Raw genomic sequence first — 17,175 nt, forward strand, 5'->3', positions numbered from 1 at the left:
GGCGAGCGATGAACCGCTGGCTGGTCAATCGGAAGGTCGACTCCCCCAACTGGAACGAACGCAAGCTGCCGGTCAGCATGGTCGTGCTGCACTACACGGGCATGAAGTCCGCGGACGAGGCGCTGGCGCGCATGTGCGATCCGGCTGCCGAGGTCTCCGCCCACTACATGATCGACGAGGACGGCACCGTCGTCTCGCTGGTACCCGAGGACAAGCGGGCGTGGCATGCGGGCCGCGCGTACTGGCGCGGGATCACCGACGTGAACTCGGCCAGCGTGGGCATCGAGCTGGTCAATCCCGGACACGAGTGGGGCTATCGCCCATTCCCCGAGCCGCAGATGGATGCGCTGCTGCCGCTGCTGGCCGACATCGTCGATCGTCATGACGTCCCGCGGGCCAACGTCGTCGGCCACTCGGACGTCGCCCCCGCGCGCAAGCAGGACCCGGGCGAGTACTTCGACTGGCCGCGCCTCGGCCAGCTCGGCCTGGCGCTGGAGATCCCCCGCGCCAAGATGAACCTGTTCTACGACAATCCCGGCGCCTTCTACCTGGCGCTGGAGCGCTTCGGCTACGACATCACCGACGGCCGCGCCGCGGTGGCGGCGTTCCAGCGCCGCTGGCGGCCCGAGATCGTCGATGGCGAGCTGGACGGCGAGATCGGCGGGATTCTGTTCGAACTCCTGTTGGAACGCGACATCGGCCGTGCTAGGTGACCCGCTTGCGCCGGGGAGCCGGGCAGCCGCGTCCTTCGCCGGGCTCGCATGAGCCAGGCCGAGGCCGAGGAAAGTCCGGGCTCCACGAAACAAGGGTGGCGGGTAACGCCCGCCGGGCGAGGGGGGCTCACGCCGCCCGAAGTTCAGGGAAAGTGCCACAGAGAGCAAACCGCCAATCCCGTCCATCCCGAGCTTGTCGACGGGTGCGGGACGGTAAGGGTGAAAGGGTGCGGTAAGAGCGCACCGCGCTGCCGGCAACGGCAAGCGGCATGGCAAACCCCACCCGGAGCAAGACCGAATAGGGGCTGCGCGCCGTCTCGAACGGCGGGTCTGTTTCGGACCCAGGCAGCCCGGGTTGGTCGCTTGAGCGGCGCAGCGATGCGTCGCCTAGAGGAATGGCTGCCGCTGCGGCGCAGGTCTCTTGGGCTTCGGGCCTGAAGGAAACCGCGTCCGGCACAGAACCCGGCTTACAGGCTCCCCGGCGCATCGTGGAGCGGTCGCATTCCCGTCTTCGCAAGCGTGCACCGGCTTGGCCGGACGCCGCGCGATCACCCGACCTTGCGACTGAGTTGGTCCTCGTGTGCCTGGAGAAACCAGCGGTCCGTTCCCTCCAGCCCGATGGCTGTCAGGGTGCCGTGGATGAAGGCGCCGGTGTCGATGCCGATGCGGTTCTCGCACACGTCGGGCTCGGGCGTGATGGTGTGGCCGTGGATCACGAAGGCGCCGAAGTCGCCGCGGTGGCTCAGGAACGGCTCGCGAATCCAGCGGCAGTCCCGTCCCATCTGGTGCTCGAGCGGCATGTCGGGCCGGACGCCGGCGTGGACGAAGGCGTAGTCGCCGATGCGGACCATCTTCTTGAAGCGGCCGAGGAAGGCGAAGTCCTCCTCGGGGATGGCCGCGTTCATGCGGCGCTGCACGTCCTCGATGTCGCCGGACAGCAGCACGGCCTTGTCGATCCCGTAGGAAAGCAGGGTCTCCATCCCGCCGAACCGCAGGAAGCCGCGCAGCGCCTCGGGATCCTCGCGGCCGACGAGCATCATCTCCTCGTGATTGCCCTGGATCAGCTCCACATTGCGCTCGCGCTCGAGCCGCCGGGCCCGGGCCACCACGGCGGCGCTCTCGAGCCCCCGGTCGACGAGGTCGCCGAGAAGGATGATCGTGGTCTGGGCACGGGGGCGGCGCGCGTCGTCCGCATCGATGGTCTGAAGCAGTTGCTCGAACAGGTCGAGCCGGCCGTGGATGTCGCCCACGGCATACACGCGTTCACCGGAAGGGATCGAAGGGGCTCGCCGCGTCTCGACTCGGCCCCGAAGCTTGCGAAGGAAACTCTGCACGGTTGAGAGCCCTATAGGCCTGCGCGGGGGGGCGGACAAGCCGCGGCATGCTCACCCATGTTGCGTTGCAAAAAGCCCACACTTTATTTCTCAAAAATTGCCATATTGAAATTTTTCTTGTGCAGGGAGGGGGTGCGATGCAGCAAGTCAGGGCCCTCGCAAGCGGCGCCCTGTCGAGGCGCCCTGCAGGGGACGCAGGCGGGACAAAGCAAGACAATCACTTTGTGAGGGAACGATCATGCTTCTGTCCGTCCGCGGCGCTTTCGCCGCCGCTCTCCTTGTCGGGACCACGCTCGCCGCCGCTCCGGCCTTCGCGCAGGACGCCGAGCCGCCCGCCGAATTCACCGTCACCGGCAGCGCGGCGCTGACCACCGACTACCGCTTCCGCGGCGTCTCGCAGTCCGAGGGCGATCCGGCGATCCAGGGCGGCATCACCGTCTCGCACGCCAGCGGCTTCTACATCGCGACCTGGGCCTCCTCGATCGACCTGGGCGACACCTACGGCCACAGCGAGGTGGACCTTTTCGGCGGCTGGACCGGAGAGGTCTCGTCCGGCCTCACCGCCGACGTCGGGCTGCTCTATTACGCCTACCCTAACGGCCACGTGGGCGATGCCGAGTTCTTCGAACCCTACGCCTCGCTCACCGGCCAGGCTGGCCCGGCCAAGATCAAGGTGGGGCTCAACTACGCCTGGAGCCAGAAGGCTCTGCCCAACGCCAACGACGGTTCCAAGGACGACAACCTCTACCTCTACGGCAATGTCGATATCGGCATCCCCGACACGCCGCTGACCGTCTCCGGCCACCTGGGCTATGCCGACGGCGTGCTGGCGCCGTGCTACTACTGCGATGGCGACAAGAGCGGCCTGGACTGGTCGCTGGGCGCTTCGGCGACGATCCTGGGTCCGCTCTCGCTCAGCGTGTCCTACGTCGGCGTCACCGGGCAGAGCCTCGACAGCTATACCGACGACACCGTCGTGGCGACGCTGACCGCCTCGTTCTGATCCCCGGAAGAGGCTCGCCCGGCCCGGCCCGGGCGGGCTTCCCGCGCGCGATCCGGCGTGATCGGCGGTCGGCGCGCGTCATGGCCTTGTCTGCGCTCGGCGCGGGACTATCTTCGCTCCTCGTACCTTTCCGCGGCCGTACGCCCGTCGCGACGCAGGAAGGTTCCACCGGCGAAGCGCACACCGCGCAGACGAACTGAGAAGGCTCCATGACCCGCTACCTGCACACGATGATCCGCGTGACCGATCCCGAAGCGACGATACGCTTCTTCGAACTGATCGGCCTCAAGGAAACGCGGCGGTTCTCGAACGAGAAGGGCCGCTTCACGCTCATCTTCGTCGCACCTCCCGGTCAGGAGGACGCGGAAGTGGAACTGACCTACAACTGGCCGGAGCCCGGCAGCGCGCCCGAGGCCTATACCGGCGGCCGGAACTTCGGCCATCTCGCCTTTCGCGTCGATGACATCTACGCCACCTGCCAGCGGCTGCAGGACGCCGGCGTGACCATCAACCGGCCGCCGCGCGACGGGCACATGGCTTTCGTCCGCACGCCCGACGGCATCTCGGTGGAACTGCTGCAAGACGGGCATCTCGAACCCGCCGAGCCCTGGGCCAGCATGCCCAACGTGGGCAGCTGGTAACCATGCCAAGTCGCCTGCGCCGTCCCGTAAAGCCGGGCAGGGCGGGCGCTTTTCCCCGTGCGGGAGCCGTCCTTCGGTTGGCTGGAGCATGCGTCCGTTAATTATGTGAAATGGCCCATTCCGCGAATTGGCGGAGCCGCCCTTGCGCCTCATAGTCCCGAACAGCGGGGTTTGGAGGCAAGCGGCTGTCTGCGATGGCAGCCGGAGGGGGGCATGTGCAGGCAGCACAGGGTCTGGAATATGCGGTAGCCTGCCTTCAGACGGCAGAGCGCGAGCTTCTGTTGTTCGTGGCGTTCTGGTTCGTGATCGGCGCGCTCGACGACATCGGGGTCGACGTGTGCTGGCTGTGGCTGCGGGCCACTGGCCGGGGACGCGACACGCGCATCAGTCGCGGCATCGCCGAGGCTCCGCTTGAAGGCCGCGCCGCGGTGCTGATCGCGGCCTGGCGCGAATCCGCGGTGATCGGCCACACCATCGCGCATGCGCTCGGCGCCTGGAGGCAGCAGGGGCTGGTCCTCTACCTCGGTTGCTACTGCAACGATCCCGAGACCATCGCCGCCGCCATGGAAGCGGCCGGAGACGACCCGCGGGTCCGGGTGGTGGTGAACGAGCGACCGGGCCCCACCACCAAGGCCGACTGCCTCAACCAGGTCTATGCCGCACTCTGCCGGGACGAGCAGCACTATGGCTGGCGCTATCGCTCGATCGTCCTCCACGATTCGGAGGACATGGTCCATGCGGCCGAGCTGGCGGTGATCGACGGCGCATTGGGGCAGGCCGAATTCGTGCAGCTTCCCGTCCGGCCCGAACTCCAGCCCGCGTCGCCCTGGGTGGCGGCGCACTATGCCGACGAATTCACCGAGTCCCACGCCAAGAGCCTGGTGGTGCGTGACGCACTGGGGGCCGGACTTCCGGCCGCCGGGGTGGGCTGCGGCTTCTCGCGCGAGATCATCGCCCGCATCGCGGTGCGCCGCGGCCAGGCGGCCGGGCCATTCCCCGCAGCCGGTCCTTTCGCAGCTGACTGCCTGACCGAGGATTACGAGCTGGGGCTGCTGGTGCAGCGCGAAGGAGGCCGTTCGCGCTTCCTGCGGGTCCGGGACGACGAGGGTGGGCTGGTTGCCACCAGGGCCTACTTCCCCGCGCGGCTGGAGGATTCGATTCGCCAGAAGTCGCGGTGGATCCACGGCATTGCCTTTCAGGGCTGGGACCGGCTGGGCTGGGACCGGCGCCTGGTGGATTCGTGGATGGCACTGCGCGACCGCCGCGGACCGCTCACCGCCATCGTGCTCGCCTGCGGCTATGTGCTCGTGGTGGTGGAAGGCGTGCTCGGCCTGGCGGCGCTGAGCGGGGTCCACGGCGGCGTTCCGGTCTCGCCTATCCTGCAGTGGATGCTGCGCGCCTGCGCTGTCGCATTCGTCTGGCGCTGCGTCTTCCGCTTCCTGTTCACGGCGCGCGAGTACGGGTTCGTTGAAGGGGTGAGCGCGGTGATGCGCATCCCCGTCGCCAACTTCATCGCGATCTTCGCCGGGCGGCGCGCGCTCGTCAGCTACGTCCGCTCGCTGCGGGGGGCGGGGGTGATCTGGGAGAAGACCGAGCACCACGAGCACCCGGTGTTCGCCTCGGCGGGAGCCGCGCTGCGATGAGCGCGCCGCGGCTCTCGCGCGGGCACCCGGTCTTCGCGCTGCTTGCGCTCCTCGGCGGCTGGGTGGCGGGGCGTGCCGCCTCCTGGGAGCCTCCGCAGGCACAGGAATCCGCCTCCATGAAGCCATCGCAAGCAGCAGGGCCGCAGTCGCAGCCGGGCTTTGTGGACGCCTACGGGCCGAGGATCGCGCCAGGAGGGCAGCCGGTGCCGATCTATTTCGCAGCCGGCGGGCCGCCGATCCTGGCGGGGTGGCGCCCGGCTACGGGCGCGGGCGGAGCGGCGGGCTGGTCGCTGGCCGGGACGGGCGCGACCGGACCCGAACCCGGCCCGGCGCCGTTCGCCGCGGGGCATCTGGCGGCCGAGTTCGCCGGCCTTGCGCCGGCACCGCGGTTCTACGCGCCAGAGGGGCCCGGCGCGATCACGGCGGCCCTGCTGGGCGGTGCTGCCGCTCCGACCCGGCCGTTCCTGGCGCTTCCGCCCGCGCGTGCGCGCCGCTGGTCGATGGATGCCTGGGCCTTGCTGCGGCGGGAGAGCGGAGCAGGGCGACTATCGCCCGGCGCGCTGCCCGCGACCTATGGTGCCAGCCAGGCGGGCGCGGTCCTGCGCTACCGCCTGATGCCGACCGACCGGCACGTGCCTTCCCTGTACCTGCGGTCCACGTCCGCCACCGGGCAGGTGCGTGAGACCGCGCTCGCGCTGGGCCTTTCGGCGCGGCCGCTGCCATCGGTCCCGATCGTGGCGGCGTTGGAGGGGCGGGTCACCGACCAGTCCGGGACGCGGCGCGTCCAGCCCGCCGCCATGGCGATCACCGAGCTGCCGCCGTTCGCGCTGCCGGCAGGCTTTCGCGGCGAAGCCTACGCGCAGGCCGGGTACGTCGGCGGGCGCTTCGCCACCCCCTTTGCCGACGGCCAGGTCCGGGCCGACCGGCGGCTCCTGCAGCTAGGCAGCATCGAGGCGCGGCTCGGCGCCGGGGCCTGGGGCGGCGTGCAGAAGGGCGCCGCGCGGATCGACGCGGGCCCCTCCGCCACGGTGGCGATGCCGCTGGGCCGCGGCATGAACGGGCGTGTCGCCGTCGACTGGCGCTTCCGCGTGGCGGGCGACGCGATGCCCGGCTCGGGCCCGGCGGTCACTCTCTCGGCAGGGTTCTGATTCGCGCTTTTCTCAAGGCATTCGCTGCGGTAGCGAGAACGCAGCGATGGACGTGTACCTTCCCATAGCCAATCTCTCGGTCAACGGACTGATCATCGTCTGCCTGGGAGCGCTGACGGGGGTGCTGTCCGGCATGTTCGGCGTGGGCGGAGGGTTCCTGACGACTCCGCTGATGATCTTCTACGGCATACCGCCCACGGTCGCCGCCGCGTCGGCGGCAAGCCAGGTGACCGGCGCCAGCGTCTCCGGCGTGTTCGCGCACACGCGGCGTGGCGGGGTGGACTACCAGATGGGCTCGGTCATGGTGGCCGGCGGCATCTTCGGCACGGGGCTGGGCGCGCTGCTGTTCAACCTGCTGGAGCAGCTCGGACAGATCGATACCGTCATCAACATCCTCTACGTCGTGCTGCTGGGCTCGATCGGCGGGCTCATGGCGCGCGAGAGCATCCAGGCGATCCGGGCCGAGCGCACCGGCGTGCCGATCGCACCGCGCAAGCGGCGGCACCATCCGATGGTAGCCAGCCTGCCGATGCGCTGGCGCTTCTATCGCTCGGGCCTCTACATCTCCCCGCTCGCCCCGCTGCTGCTCGGCATCTCGACGGGCATCCTGACGATGCTGATGGGCATCGGCGGCGGCTTCATCCTGGTGCCCGCGATGCTCTACATCCTGGGCATGAGCGCCAATGTCGTGGTCGGCACCTCGCTGTTCCAGATCCTCTTCGTGACCATGGCGACCACCATGATGCACGCGCTGACGACGCACGCGGTGGACATCGTGCTGGCATCGCTGCTGCTGTTTGGCTCGGTGACCGGGGCGCAGGTCGGCGCGCAGTTCGCGCAGAAGGCGAGCCCGGTGAAGCTGCGCCTCATCCTGGCGGTGATCGTGCTCCTCGTCGCCGCGCGGATGGCGCTGGGGCTCGGCTACCGGCCGGACGAGATCTATACGGTGGCGCCGCTGTGAGGCGGTGGCTGGTCGCCACGCTCGCGCTCCTGGCGCTGCCGCTGCTGACCGCCGCGCGCGATCCGATCCTGGTGCCGGAGATCTCGCAGCACGAGGTGGACCTGCAGCAGGGCTTCACCGGCACCGAGCTGCTCCTGTTCGGCGCCATCCTCACGCCCGAGGGTTCGCGCGCCGCGCAGGACTATGACATCGTGGTGGTGCTCAAAGGCCCCACGCAGTCGATCGTCCTGCGTGAGAAGCAGAAGGTCGCGGGGGTGTGGGTGAATGCCGCCAGCACCGAGCTGCGGTCCGCGCCCGGATACTATGCCGTCGCCTCCACCCGCCCGATCGCGCAGATCGTCGACGACAAGACCGCCGCGATCTACGAGCTGGGCCTCAAATGGCTGCAGCTCTCCCCGATCGGCGCGATCGACCCCGAGGAGCAGGCGCGCTTCGCGGCCGGGCTCGTCGACCTGAACCAGCGCAATGGCCTCTACCGCGAGGAGGAAGGCAGCGTGAAGGTCAGCGAGCAGGTGCTCTACCAGGCACGCATCGGCCTGCCCTCGCGGGTGCCGACGGGCATCTACACGGCCGAGACCTTCGCGATCAGCAAAGGAAAGGTCGTCGCCTCCGCCAGCAGCCAGGTCGAAGTCCGCAAGCTGGGGATCGAGCGCGCGATCGCCAACTTCTCCGAAAACTATGGCTTTGCCTATGGCCTGCTCGCCGTCCTCGTCTCGGTGGCGATGGGCTGGCTGGCGGGACGCCTGTTCGCGCTCATCTGAGCCGCGCTGCTGCGGGCTCCGGTGGCGCCTTTAGCGCGAAATTAACGACGCCCCGCTACGCGCACCCCCGGTCGCGACAATGCCGAAGGGTGAACGAAGCAGATGCAATTTCAGGATGTTCCGCGCCGTGAGGACCGGGAGGGTGCAGCGCACGCGCCTGCCGGATCGGACGCGCTGGAGCCCATCGGCGTGGTGGTGGAGATTGCCGGATCGGGCAGCCGCATCGCGTTCGACCTCGATCGCCTGCACGCCATTGCGCCCCATGCGGACCTCGCGGTCGCGCTCTCCGGGCAGGTCAGCAGCCAGGTCAAGGTCCGCGTGGGCCGCGGCTGGCTGCTCGCCAGCGTCCGCAACCAGAAGCAGGACGCGAGGACGCCAGGCGCCGTCGTGTCCGACGTCGACTTCCTGGGGGAAGGGCTGGAGGAGCGGCTGACCGGCAGCATCCACGGGTTCCGGCGCGGCGTCACCCGCTATCCCATCCCGGGCGCGCTGGTCTATCCCGCGACCGGGGACGACCTGCGGCAGATCTACGCCGGCGACGGCCGCTCCACGATCGAGGTGGGCCATGTCTATCCCACGCAGGACATCCGCGCCGGTCTCTATGTCGATGCGCTGCTCGGCAAGCACTTCGCCCTGCTGGGCTCCACCGGCACCGGCAAGTCGACCAGCGCGGCGCTGATCCTGCACCGCATCTGCCAGCATGCGCCCGAAGGCCATGTCATCATGGTCGACCCGCACGGCGAGTACGCGGCGGCGTTCCAGGACACGGGGATGATCCTCGACGTCTCCAACCTGCAGATGCCGTACTGGCTGATGAATTTCGAGGAGCACTGCGAGATCCTGCTGACCTCGCGCGGGGACGATCGTCAGGTCGATGCCGAAATCCTGGGCAAGGCGCTGCTGGACGCGCGTTCGAAGAACCGGCTGGCCGAGCAGGTGGGCAAGATCACCGTCGATTCGCCGATCCCCTACCTGCTGTCGGATCTCGGCAACATCCTCAGCAACGCGATGGGCAAGCTCGACAAGGGGCACACCAGCGCGCCGTACCTGCGGATCCGCAACCGGCTGGACGAGCTCAAGGGCGATCCGCGCTACCACTTCCTGTTCTCGGGCATGCTGGTGGGGGATACGATGGCGGACTTCATCGCCCGCCTGTTCCGCCTGCCCTCGCGCGGGCGGCCGATCTCGATCATCGACGTCTCCGGCGTGCCGACCGAGATCACCTCCACCGTCGTCGCCGTGCTCAGCCGACTGGTCTTCGACTTCGCGGTCTGGGCCCGCGAGGAGCGGACAAGGCCGATCCTGCTGGTCTGCGAGGAAGCGCACCGCTACGTGCCCAACGAGCGCAACGCGGATGGATCCTCCGTGGGCCGCATCCTCTCGCGCATCGCCAAGGAAGGCCGCAAGTACGGCGTCGCGCTGGGCCTCGTCACGCAGCGGCCTTCGGACCTGGCGGAGGGCGTGCTCTCGCAGTGCGGCACGATCATCGCGATGCGCCTCAACAACGAGCGCGACCAGGCCTTCGTGCGGGCGGCGATGCCCGAGGGCGCGCGCGGGTTCCTCGACGCGATTCCGGCGCTGCGCAACCGCGAGTGCATCGTCTGCGGCGAGGGTGTCGCGATCCCGATGCGCGTCGCCTTCGACGACCTGGAGGAGGCGAAGCGCCCGGCCTCGGCGGATCCCTCGTTCACCCGCCTGTGGAACGAGACCGGGGGCGAGGAGGAGATGGTCCTGCGCACCGTGCAGCGCTGGCGCGCGCAGGGGCGCTGACCCGCTACTTGCGAAAGGCCGCGCGCCAGTTGCCGAGGCGATAGTAGGCGAGCGTCAGCAGCACGGTGACTGCCGAGCCGACGGGGTAGGCCCACCACACCGCATCGCTGCCGATCCAGGGCTGGGCCACGGCGTAGAAGCCCAGCCGGCCCGGGTAGAGGCCGAGGAACAGGATCACCAGCGGCGCGACCACGGCGCCGTAGGCGCGCATGGTGCCGGTCATGATCATGGTGATGGAGACGATCACGAAGGATGCGGTGCAGATGACCTGGATGTGCTCGGCGATGGGCATGGCCGGGCTCTCACCGCCCAGGAACAGAGCCAGCAGCGGCCGGTCGAAGCCGACGATCAGCGCCGCCAGCGCGCTCGACATGACGAGGTTGGCGCCCAGGCCGATCCACGTCACCTTGTCGACGCGGCCATGGTCCCCCGCGCCCAGCGACTGCGCGACCATCGCGCTCACCGCCGAGCCGATCGCGAAGGCGGGCATCTGCAGGTAGTTCCACAGCTGCAGCGAGGCGCCGTAGGCGGCCGCGGCGTCCAGGCCTTCGCGGTTGACGAGGCCGACCATGATGAGCCCCGCCGAGGAGACGATGAGCATCTGCGCGCCCATCGGCAGCCCCTTGGCGACGACGTAGCGCAAGTCCTCGCCGCGGGGGCGCAGGTAGCCGAGCTCGGGTCCGCGCAGGCGCAGCGCCAGGTCCTTGCGGTAGATGGTCCAGATCTGGAAGAGCATGCCGGCGGTGTTGGCGCAGGCCGTGGCGATCGCCGAGCCGGCCACGCCCAGCCGGGGCAGGGGTCCGACGCCGATGATCAGCAGCGGGTTGAAGACGATGTCCAGCACCACCGCCAGGATCATGGCATAGAGCGGCGTCTTCGAATCGCCGACGCCGCGCATGCCCATCGCCAGCATCATGTTCACGGTGGCCAAGGGGATGGTGATGAAGATCACCCGCAGGTAGGCGAGCGCGTCCGCGCGGCTGGCGGCCGGCGTGCCGAGCGTGTCGAGCAGCGCCCCGGCGCCGAACCAGCCGACGAGGCCGGTGGCGATCGAGATCGCGATGCAGAAGCCCACGCCCGTGCCGAAGGTGCGCCGCGCCGCGTCGATGTCGCGGGCGCCGAAATGCTGGCCGACGCGCACCGTCGTCGCCATGCCGAAGCCGAACACGGCGGCGAAGACGAGGAACATCACGATGTTGGCATTGGCGGTGGCGGCCAGCGCGCTTTCGCCCAGCAGGCGCCCCACCCAGATCGCATTGACCGAGCCGTTCAGCGTCTGCAGCACGTTGGAGAGCAGCATCGGGATCGAGAACAGCAGCAGCGTCTTGAGGATCGGACCCTTGGTCAGGTCGCCGCGCATGGCAGGCCGCGCCGGAGTTTCCGCCTGCGGCTTGTCGGCGGTGGACAGGTCCTCACCGATCGGGATGGGCGATGCTTCGTTCATGTGCCCCTCGTGTCCCCCCAAAGGTGGATGTGCAAACGGTCCGTGAACCGCAGTCCGTGTTGCGAGCAGAAATCCGCCAGCCAGCGCGAGCGTTCCCGCAAGGCATCGCTGGAGCGGCCCTCGGGCATCAGGAACAGCCGCCCGCCGGGAATGGCGTAGGTTTCCTGAAGCGCCATGACTTCGGCCAGGTCCGCCGGCTCCGCCACCACGAACTTGAAGAAGGCGCGCGGCTCGGCCGCCCAGGCGGCAAGCCGCTCGGGCAGCAGGGCCAGCGCGGCGGGATTGCCGCTGTGCGCGAGCTTGGGGCTGACGTTGTACTGGTCCACCCGCGCGTCGAGGGCAGGATGCGGAGCGACGGTGGAGTTGGTCTCCACCTCCACGTGCATGCCCGGGCGGATCGCGTCGAGCGCGGCCAGCATGCGCGCCACCGCCGCGCCCTGCAGCAGCGGCTCGCCGCCGGTCACGACGAGGCGGTCCGGCACCAGCGCCGCGATGCGGGCGGCCAGTTCCGCTTCCTCCATCGGAACCTGGTTCTGGCGCCGCTCGAAGGCGAGGTCGTCGCGGTGGGGACGGTTGTCCCCGGTAAAGCGCCAGGTGTAGGCGGTGTCGCACCACTCGCACGCGAGGTTGCAGCGCGACAGGCGCACGAACGTGCTCGGCCGGCCCAGCGAAGGGCCTTCGCCCTGCAGCGAGGCGAAGATTTCCGGTTCACCCGGGTTCGTAGTGGCGAGCGTCAGTGTCATGGTTCGGTGTCGGGGTTCAGGGGGCTATACTGTCGGGCTGGACCGGGCGCGAGCCTGTCCGGCGGCGAGGGGGTGGTCGAGCATCGCGCTACCCTGACAGGTCCGGGGCATGTAGGAAAACGCTAAGAATCCCCCAAGCCCCCGCGCAGGGCAGACCTGTGCGGGGGCGAGGGCGCCTGCGGAGCGCCGTCAGCCGAGCCGCGCCAGCGCCGCGGCCAGCCGCTCCGCCTCGGCCGCATGCGCCGCATGGTCGGCGCGGGCCTTCTCGACCGCCTCGGGCTTGGCCTTCTGCGCGAAGGCCGGGTTCTCCAGCCGCTTGGCGAGCGAATCCCGCTCCTTGAGGGCGGTGGTGTGGGCCTTCTCCAGGCGCGCCTTCTCGGCCGCGATGTCGATCACGCCTTCGAGCGGGATCGCCAGCATCGCATCGCCTGCGCCGACCTGCATCGCCGGTCCCGCCGGCGCCGCCTCGAAGCGGATCGCGTCCAGCCGGGCGAGGCGGTCGACCGCGACGGCGTTGCGCCCGATGATCGCGCGCGTGGCCTCGGAAGGCGCGGCGAGGTAGGCGGTGAGCCGGGCGCCGGGCGCGATGCCGAGCTCGGCCTTGGCGGCGCGCAGGTTGCCGATCAGCGCGATCAGCCATTCGACCTCGGCCTTCGCTTCGGCGTCCACCGCAGCCTCGGGCGCGGGCCACTGCGCCACGATCAGCGCGTGCTCGCGCGCGCCCATCTTGCTCCACAGCTCTTCGGTGACGAAGGGCATGAAGGGGTGCAGCATGACGAGGATCTGGTCGAGCACCCAGCCGGCGACGGCCTTGGTCTCGTCATCGAAGGCGCCCTTGATGAGCTCGATGTACCAGTCGCAGAACTGGTTCCAGACGAAGTGGTAGATGGCGTTCGCGGCCGCATCGAAGCGCAGGTCGGCCATCGCCTTGTCGAGCGCGGCGACGGTTTCCACCACCTCGCCGACGATCCAGCGGTTGACCGCCGAGGTCGCCGCGGGGGCGGCCAGCGAGGTGCTCGCGCCGATGCCGTTCGCCTGGCAGAAGCGCGCGGCGTTCCACAGCTTGGTGGCGAAGTTGCGATAGCCCTCGACGCGCTTCTCGTCCATCTTCACGTCGCGGCCCTGGCTTTCCATGGCGGTCATGAAGAAGCGCAGCGCGTCGGCGCCGTACTGGTCGATGAGGCCGAGCGGATCGACGACGTTGCCCTTGGACTTCGACATCTTCTGCCCATCCGCCGCGCGCACCAGGCCATGGAGGTAGAGCCGCTTCCACGGCACGTCCTTCATGAAGTGGATGCCCTGCATCGCCATGCGCGCATCCCAGAAGAACAGGATGTCGAAGCCGGAGACGAGCAGGTCGTTGGGATAGTGCTTGGCGAGGAGCGGCGCGTCCTGATCCGGCCAGCCCAGCGTGGCGAAGGGCCACAGTGCAGAGGAGAACCAGGTATCGAGCACGTCCTCGTCGCGCGTCAGCTTCTTGTTGCCGGCGAGCGCCTGGGCCGCGTCCTCGGTCTCGGCGACGAAGATCTGGCCGTCCTCGGCGAACCAGGCCGGGATCCGGTGGCCCCACCAGAGCTGGCGGGAGACGCACCAGGGCTGGATGTTCTCCATCCAGTTGAAGAAGGTCTTCTCCCAGGTCTTGGGAACGATCTCGATCTCGCCGCTGCGCACGGCCTGGATCGCGGGCTGCGCGAGGGTTGCCGCATCGACGTACCACTGGTCGGTCAGCCAGGGTTCGATCACCACGCCGCCGCGGTCGCCGTAGGGGGTCTGGATCACGCGATCCTCGACCTTCTCGAGCAGGCCATCGGCATCCAGAAGCTCGACCACGCGGCGCCGCGCCTCGAAGCGGTCCATGCCGATGAACTCGTGCGGGATCAGGCCGTCGGCGGTCTGGCAGACCTTCGCCTCGGCATCGAGCATGTTGAGCATGTCCGCCGCCTTGAACCCGGCGCGCTTGCCCACCTCGAAGTCGTTGAAGTCGTGGCCCGGGGTGATCTTCACCGCGCCAGAGCCCAGTTCGGGATCGGCATGCTCGTCGGCGACGATGGGGATCTCGCGCCCGGTGATCGGCAGCGTGACCGTAGCCCCGCGCTCCAGCAGCGGACGGTAGCGTTCGTCCGCCGGGTTCACCGCCACGGCCATGTCGGCCAGCATCGTCTCGGGGCGGGTGGTGGCGACCATGATGTGGCCCGACCCGTCCGACAGCGGGTACTTGAAATGCCAGAAGCTGCCGTTGATCTCGCGGGTTTCCACCTCGAGGTCGCTGATCGCGGTCTTGAGCTTGGGATCCCAGTTCACCAGTCGCTTGTCGCGGTAGATCAGGCCCTGGTTGTAGAGGTCGACGAAGACCTTGACCACCGCGCGGGTGAAGTGCGGGTCCATGGTGAACTGCTCTCTGGACCAGTCCATCGAGCAGCCCAGGCGCCGCAGCTGGCCGGTGATGGTGCCGCCGCTTTCGGCCTTCCACTCCCAGACCTTCTCCACGAACTGCTCGCGCGTGTAGTTGGTGCGCTTGTCCTGCTTCGCTTCGAGCTGGCGTTCGACCACCATCTGCGTCGCGATGCCGGCGTGGTCCGTGCCCACCACCCACAGCGCATCCTTGCCGCGCAGGCGCTCGTAGCGGATCACCACGTCCTGCAGCGTGTTGTCGAGCGCGTGGCCGATGTGCAGCGAACCGGTGACGTTCGGCGGCGGGTTGACGATGGTGAAGGGCGCTGCGTCCGGGCGCTCGGGGCGGAACAGGCCGTTCTGCTCCCAGTGCGCGTACCACCGGGCCTCGATCGCGGCCGGGTCGAAAGTCTTGTCCAGAGCGGCTTCGGAAGTCGTGTCGGTCATGGCGCGGCGCTTTGCCAGCGCCAGGGTTTGCGCGCAAGGCGTACGATTCCGCGGGGCTGCCACGCTTTGGCCGCAGGGCCGTCCGATCCACCCCGCCGCACACTTCGTCGCTAGGAGGGAACATCTTGCCGGTACGTGGTTTTTCCCGCAAAGCGAGAGATCATGCGGGAATGGGCTGAATTCACCCTGTCGGAGAGCGACCAAGGCGGCGACCATGTCCTGGCGCTCAAGGGGCCGCTGCGCGTCCATTCGCTGGGCGATCTCGACGCCAAGCTGGCGAAGCTGCAAGGACGCTTCACCAAGGTCGACATGTCCGGCGTCACCGACATCGACACCACGGGCGCCTGGCTGGTCAGCCACTACGCGCACGAGAGGGGCCTCGAGATCACTGGGGAGAGCGAGCAGGCCCGACGCCTGTTCGCCGCCGTCTCCGACGTACAGGAGCACGAGGCCGAACCCGAGCCGCAGCGGCCGCTGCTGACCCGCACGGTGGGCGAACTGGGCGACCTCGTCGCCAGCTGGGGCGAGGGCGTCCTGCGCACCGTCGCCTTCCTGGGCGAGATGATCGTCGCCTTCTGGGGCGTCGCGCGGCATCCCTCGCGCCTGCGCGGGACGGCGCTGGTGTTCCACATGCAATACGTGGGCATCAACTCGCTGTGGATCATCGGGCTGATGAGCTTCCTCATCGGCATCGTCATCGCGCAGCAGGGCGCCGTGCAGCTTCAGCAATTCGGCGCGGAGATCTACACCATCAATCTCACCGGCCGCCTGTCGATGCGCGAGCTGGGAATCCTGATGACCTCGATCATGGTCGCCGGCCGCTCGGGCTCCGCCTTCGCGGCGCAGATCGGGACCATGAAGCTGACCGAGGAAGTGGACGCCATGCGCACCATCGGCGTCTCGCCGATGGAAGCGCTGGTGGTGCCCCGCGTGCTCGCCTCGATGCTGATGATGCCGCTGCTCGGCTTCTACTCGTCGGTGCTGGCGATCATCGGCGGCGCCGCGATCTCCAACTTCGCGCTGGAAATCCCGTTCTGGACCTTCCTCCAGCGCACGCAGGAGGTGGTGCCGATCACCGACGTGTGGATCGGCCTCATCAAGGCGCCGGTCTTCGCGCTGATCGTGGCGCTGGCAGGCTGCTATCAGGGCATGCAGGTCAGCGGCAACGCCGAGGAGGTCGGCACCCGCACGACCCAGGCGGTGGTCACGGCGATCTTCACCGTCATCGTCCTCGACGCCTTCTTCGCGATCTTCTTCACGGAGATCGGCTGGAAATGACCGATCTTCGCGACGACTACCAGGGCGAGTACCCGATCCTCGTCGAAGGGCTGCGCAACAGCTTCGGCGAGCACGTCATTCACGAGGACCTGGCGCTCAAGGTCCGCAAGGGCGAAGTGCTGGGCGTGGTCGGCGGCTCGGGCACGGGCAAGTCGGTGCTGATGCGCTCGATCATCGGGCTGCAGCAGCCCGAGGCCGGCAGCATCACCGTGCTCGGCCACAAGATGGGCGATTCCACCGAGGAGGACTCGATCGACCTGCGCTCGCGCTGGGGCGTGCTGTTCCAGGGCGGCGCCCTGTTCTCGACGCTGACCGTGGGTGAGAACGTCGAAGTGCCGCTCAAGCAGTTCTACCCTGAGCTCAGCGACAGCCTGCGCAGCGAGATCGCTCGCTTCAAGGTGCGCCTCTCGGGCCTGCCCGAGGATGCCGCGTTCAAGTTCCCGAGCGAGCTCTCCGGCGGCATGCGCAAGCGCGCCGGCCTGGCGCGGGCCTTGGCGCTCGATCCCGAGCTGCTGTTCCTAGACGAGCCGACCGCCGGCCTCGACCCGATCGGCGCCGCCGCCTTCGATGCCCTGACGCGCGAGCTCAAGGAGACGCTGGGGCTGACCGTCTTCCTCATCACCCACGACCTCGACACGCTCTACGCCATCTGCGACCGGGTGGCGGTGTTGGCGGACAAGCAGGTCATCGCGGTGGGCACCATTCCGGAGCTGCTCGCGCTCGATCACCCGTGGATCCAGGAATACTTCAACGGCCCGCGCGGTCGGGCGGCGCTGGCGGCCAAGGACGATCCCGCGGTCTCCGCGGAACAGGACCGTGGGCCGCAGGTTGAGCAGACTTCGACGCCGCATGCCGGGGATGGTCCCGGCATGGACAGCAGCAGAACAGGGGCATAGGG

At 68.9% G+C, this 17,175-nt stretch carries 14 protein-coding genes and 1 other RNA gene; 11 read left to right on the forward strand and 4 right to left on the reverse strand.

Annotated elements, in window-relative coordinates; genetic code table 11:
- Nucleotides 1–8 precede the first annotated feature (8 nt).
- Entirely contained in the window at nucleotides 9–713 is a 705-nt protein-coding gene (locus ACFFJC_RS08295; RefSeq protein ID WP_379487019.1) for an N-acetylmuramoyl-L-alanine amidase, read from the forward strand.
- A gap of 10 nt (nucleotides 714–723) precedes the next feature.
- Nucleotides 724–1,199: RNase P RNA component class A (gene rnpB / locus ACFFJC_RS08300), an RNA gene on the forward strand.
- Nucleotides 1,200–1,261: 62 nt separating this feature from the next.
- Here the strand turns inward: rnpB and ACFFJC_RS08305 are convergent.
- The gene (locus tag ACFFJC_RS08305) at nucleotides 1,262–1,963 is read right to left on the reverse strand and encodes a metallophosphoesterase (RefSeq protein WP_379487020.1); all 702 of its coding nucleotides are present in this window, start codon (nucleotides 1,961–1,963) and stop codon (nucleotides 1,262–1,264) included.
- Nucleotides 1,964–2,285: 322 nt separating this feature from the next.
- Here ACFFJC_RS08305 and ACFFJC_RS08310 point away from each other — a divergent pair, with 322 nt between their 5' ends.
- The 7 genes from ACFFJC_RS08310 (at nucleotide 2,286) to ACFFJC_RS08340 (ending at nucleotide 9,974) form a co-directional block, all read left to right on the forward strand.
- Nucleotides 2,286–3,050 (forward strand): TorF family putative porin, encoded by a 765-nt coding sequence (locus tag ACFFJC_RS08310; protein ID WP_379487021.1) that lies wholly within the window; start codon nucleotides 2,286–2,288, stop codon nucleotides 3,048–3,050.
- Nucleotides 3,051–3,259: 209 nt separating this feature from the next.
- Complete coding sequence (locus ACFFJC_RS08315; protein ID WP_379487022.1) at nucleotides 3,260–3,691, forward strand: VOC family protein; 432 nt, start codon at nucleotides 3,260–3,262, stop codon at nucleotides 3,689–3,691.
- Nucleotides 3,692–3,906: 215 nt separating this feature from the next.
- Nucleotides 3,907–5,334, forward strand: coding sequence for a glycosyl transferase family protein (locus tag ACFFJC_RS08320; RefSeq protein ID WP_379487023.1), 1,428 nt, complete (start codon nucleotides 3,907–3,909; stop codon nucleotides 5,332–5,334).
- Nucleotides 5,331–6,482 carry a hypothetical protein gene (locus tag ACFFJC_RS08325; protein ID WP_379487024.1) on the forward strand — a complete coding sequence of 384 codons (1,152 nt, stop codon included), beginning with the start codon at nucleotides 5,331–5,333 and terminating at the stop codon, nucleotides 6,480–6,482. The genes ACFFJC_RS08320 and ACFFJC_RS08325 overlap by 4 nt, the downstream gene beginning before the upstream one ends.
- A 46-nt stretch (nucleotides 6,483–6,528) precedes the next feature.
- Nucleotides 6,529–7,443 (forward strand): sulfite exporter TauE/SafE family protein, encoded by a 915-nt coding sequence (locus ACFFJC_RS08330; protein ID WP_379487025.1) that lies wholly within the window; start codon nucleotides 6,529–6,531, stop codon nucleotides 7,441–7,443.
- A complete protein-coding gene (locus ACFFJC_RS08335; protein WP_379487026.1) occupies nucleotides 7,440–8,204 on the forward strand; it encodes a TIGR02186 family protein in 765 nt (254 codons plus the stop codon). Before ACFFJC_RS08330 ends, ACFFJC_RS08335 begins: the two co-directional genes overlap by 4 nt.
- A 102-nt stretch (nucleotides 8,205–8,306) precedes the next feature.
- A complete protein-coding gene (locus ACFFJC_RS08340) occupies nucleotides 8,307–9,974 on the forward strand; it encodes an ATP-binding protein (protein ID WP_379487027.1) in 1,668 nt (555 codons plus the stop codon).
- A gap of 4 nt (nucleotides 9,975–9,978) precedes the next feature.
- On the opposite strand, the gene ACFFJC_RS08345 is transcribed toward ACFFJC_RS08340, so the two are convergent.
- The 3 genes from ACFFJC_RS08345 to ACFFJC_RS08355 all read right to left on the reverse strand — a co-directional run bounded on the left by ACFFJC_RS08345 (nucleotide 9,979) and on the right by ACFFJC_RS08355 (nucleotide 14,999).
- Entirely contained in the window at nucleotides 9,979–11,418 is a 1,440-nt protein-coding gene (locus ACFFJC_RS08345) for an MATE family efflux transporter (protein ID WP_379487028.1), read from the reverse strand.
- A complete protein-coding gene (locus tag ACFFJC_RS08350; RefSeq protein WP_379487029.1) occupies nucleotides 11,415–12,161 on the reverse strand; it encodes a 7-carboxy-7-deazaguanine synthase QueE in 747 nt (248 codons plus the stop codon). Before ACFFJC_RS08350 ends, ACFFJC_RS08345 begins: the two co-directional genes overlap by 4 nt.
- A gap of 189 nt (nucleotides 12,162–12,350) precedes the next feature.
- Nucleotides 12,351–14,999 (reverse strand): valine--tRNA ligase, encoded by a 2,649-nt coding sequence (locus ACFFJC_RS08355; protein WP_379487030.1) that lies wholly within the window; start codon nucleotides 14,997–14,999, stop codon nucleotides 12,351–12,353.
- 162 nt (nucleotides 15,000–15,161) lie between these two features.
- Here ACFFJC_RS08355 and ACFFJC_RS08360 point away from each other — a divergent pair, with 162 nt between their 5' ends.
- Both ACFFJC_RS08360 and ACFFJC_RS08365 read left to right on the forward strand, forming a co-directional pair.
- Nucleotides 15,162–16,277: an ABC transporter permease gene (locus tag ACFFJC_RS08360; protein ID WP_379487031.1), complete on the forward strand. Its 1,116-nt coding sequence runs from the start codon at nucleotides 15,162–15,164 to the stop codon at nucleotides 16,275–16,277.
- Nucleotides 16,274–17,173, forward strand: a complete 900-nt coding sequence (locus ACFFJC_RS08365) for an ABC transporter ATP-binding protein (RefSeq protein ID WP_379487032.1) — start codon at nucleotides 16,274–16,276, stop codon at nucleotides 17,171–17,173. The genes ACFFJC_RS08360 and ACFFJC_RS08365 overlap by 4 nt, the downstream gene beginning before the upstream one ends.
- The last annotated feature ends 2 nt before the right edge of the window (nucleotides 17,174–17,175 follow it).

The organism is Novosphingobium soli (assembly GCF_042432915.1).
Taxonomy (GTDB): domain Bacteria; phylum Pseudomonadota; class Alphaproteobacteria; order Sphingomonadales; family Sphingomonadaceae; genus Novosphingobium; species Novosphingobium soli.

Excerpts from the sequence above, each read along its gene's own strand:
- ACFFJC_RS08295 (WP_379487019.1), top strand. The coding sequence starts at position 9 with ATGAACCGCTGGCTGGTCAATCGGAAGGTCGACTCCCCCAACTGGAAC.
- ACFFJC_RS08310 (WP_379487021.1), top strand. The coding sequence starts at position 2,286 with ATGCTTCTGTCCGTCCGCGGCGCTTTCGCCGCCGCTCTCCTTGTCGGG.
- ACFFJC_RS08315 (WP_379487022.1), top strand. The coding sequence starts at position 3,260 with ATGACCCGCTACCTGCACACGATGATCCGCGTGACCGATCCCGAAGCG.
- ACFFJC_RS08325 (WP_379487024.1), top strand. The coding sequence starts at position 5,331 with ATGAGCGCGCCGCGGCTCTCGCGCGGGCACCCGGTCTTCGCGCTGCTT.
- ACFFJC_RS08330 (WP_379487025.1), top strand. The coding sequence starts at position 6,529 with ATGGACGTGTACCTTCCCATAGCCAATCTCTCGGTCAACGGACTGATC.
- ACFFJC_RS08340 (WP_379487027.1), top strand. The coding sequence starts at position 8,307 with ATGCAATTTCAGGATGTTCCGCGCCGTGAGGACCGGGAGGGTGCAGCG.
- ACFFJC_RS08345 (WP_379487028.1), bottom strand. The coding sequence starts at position 11,418 with ATGAACGAAGCATCGCCCATCCCGATCGGTGAGGACCTGTCCACCGCC.
- ACFFJC_RS08350 (WP_379487029.1), bottom strand. The coding sequence starts at position 12,161 with ATGACACTGACGCTCGCCACTACGAACCCGGGTGAACCGGAAATCTTC.
- ACFFJC_RS08355 (WP_379487030.1), bottom strand. The coding sequence starts at position 14,999 with ATGACCGACACGACTTCCGAAGCCGCTCTGGACAAGACTTTCGACCCG.
- ACFFJC_RS08360 (WP_379487031.1), top strand. The coding sequence starts at position 15,162 with ATGCGGGAATGGGCTGAATTCACCCTGTCGGAGAGCGACCAAGGCGGC.
- ACFFJC_RS08365 (WP_379487032.1), top strand. The coding sequence starts at position 16,274 with ATGACCGATCTTCGCGACGACTACCAGGGCGAGTACCCGATCCTCGTC.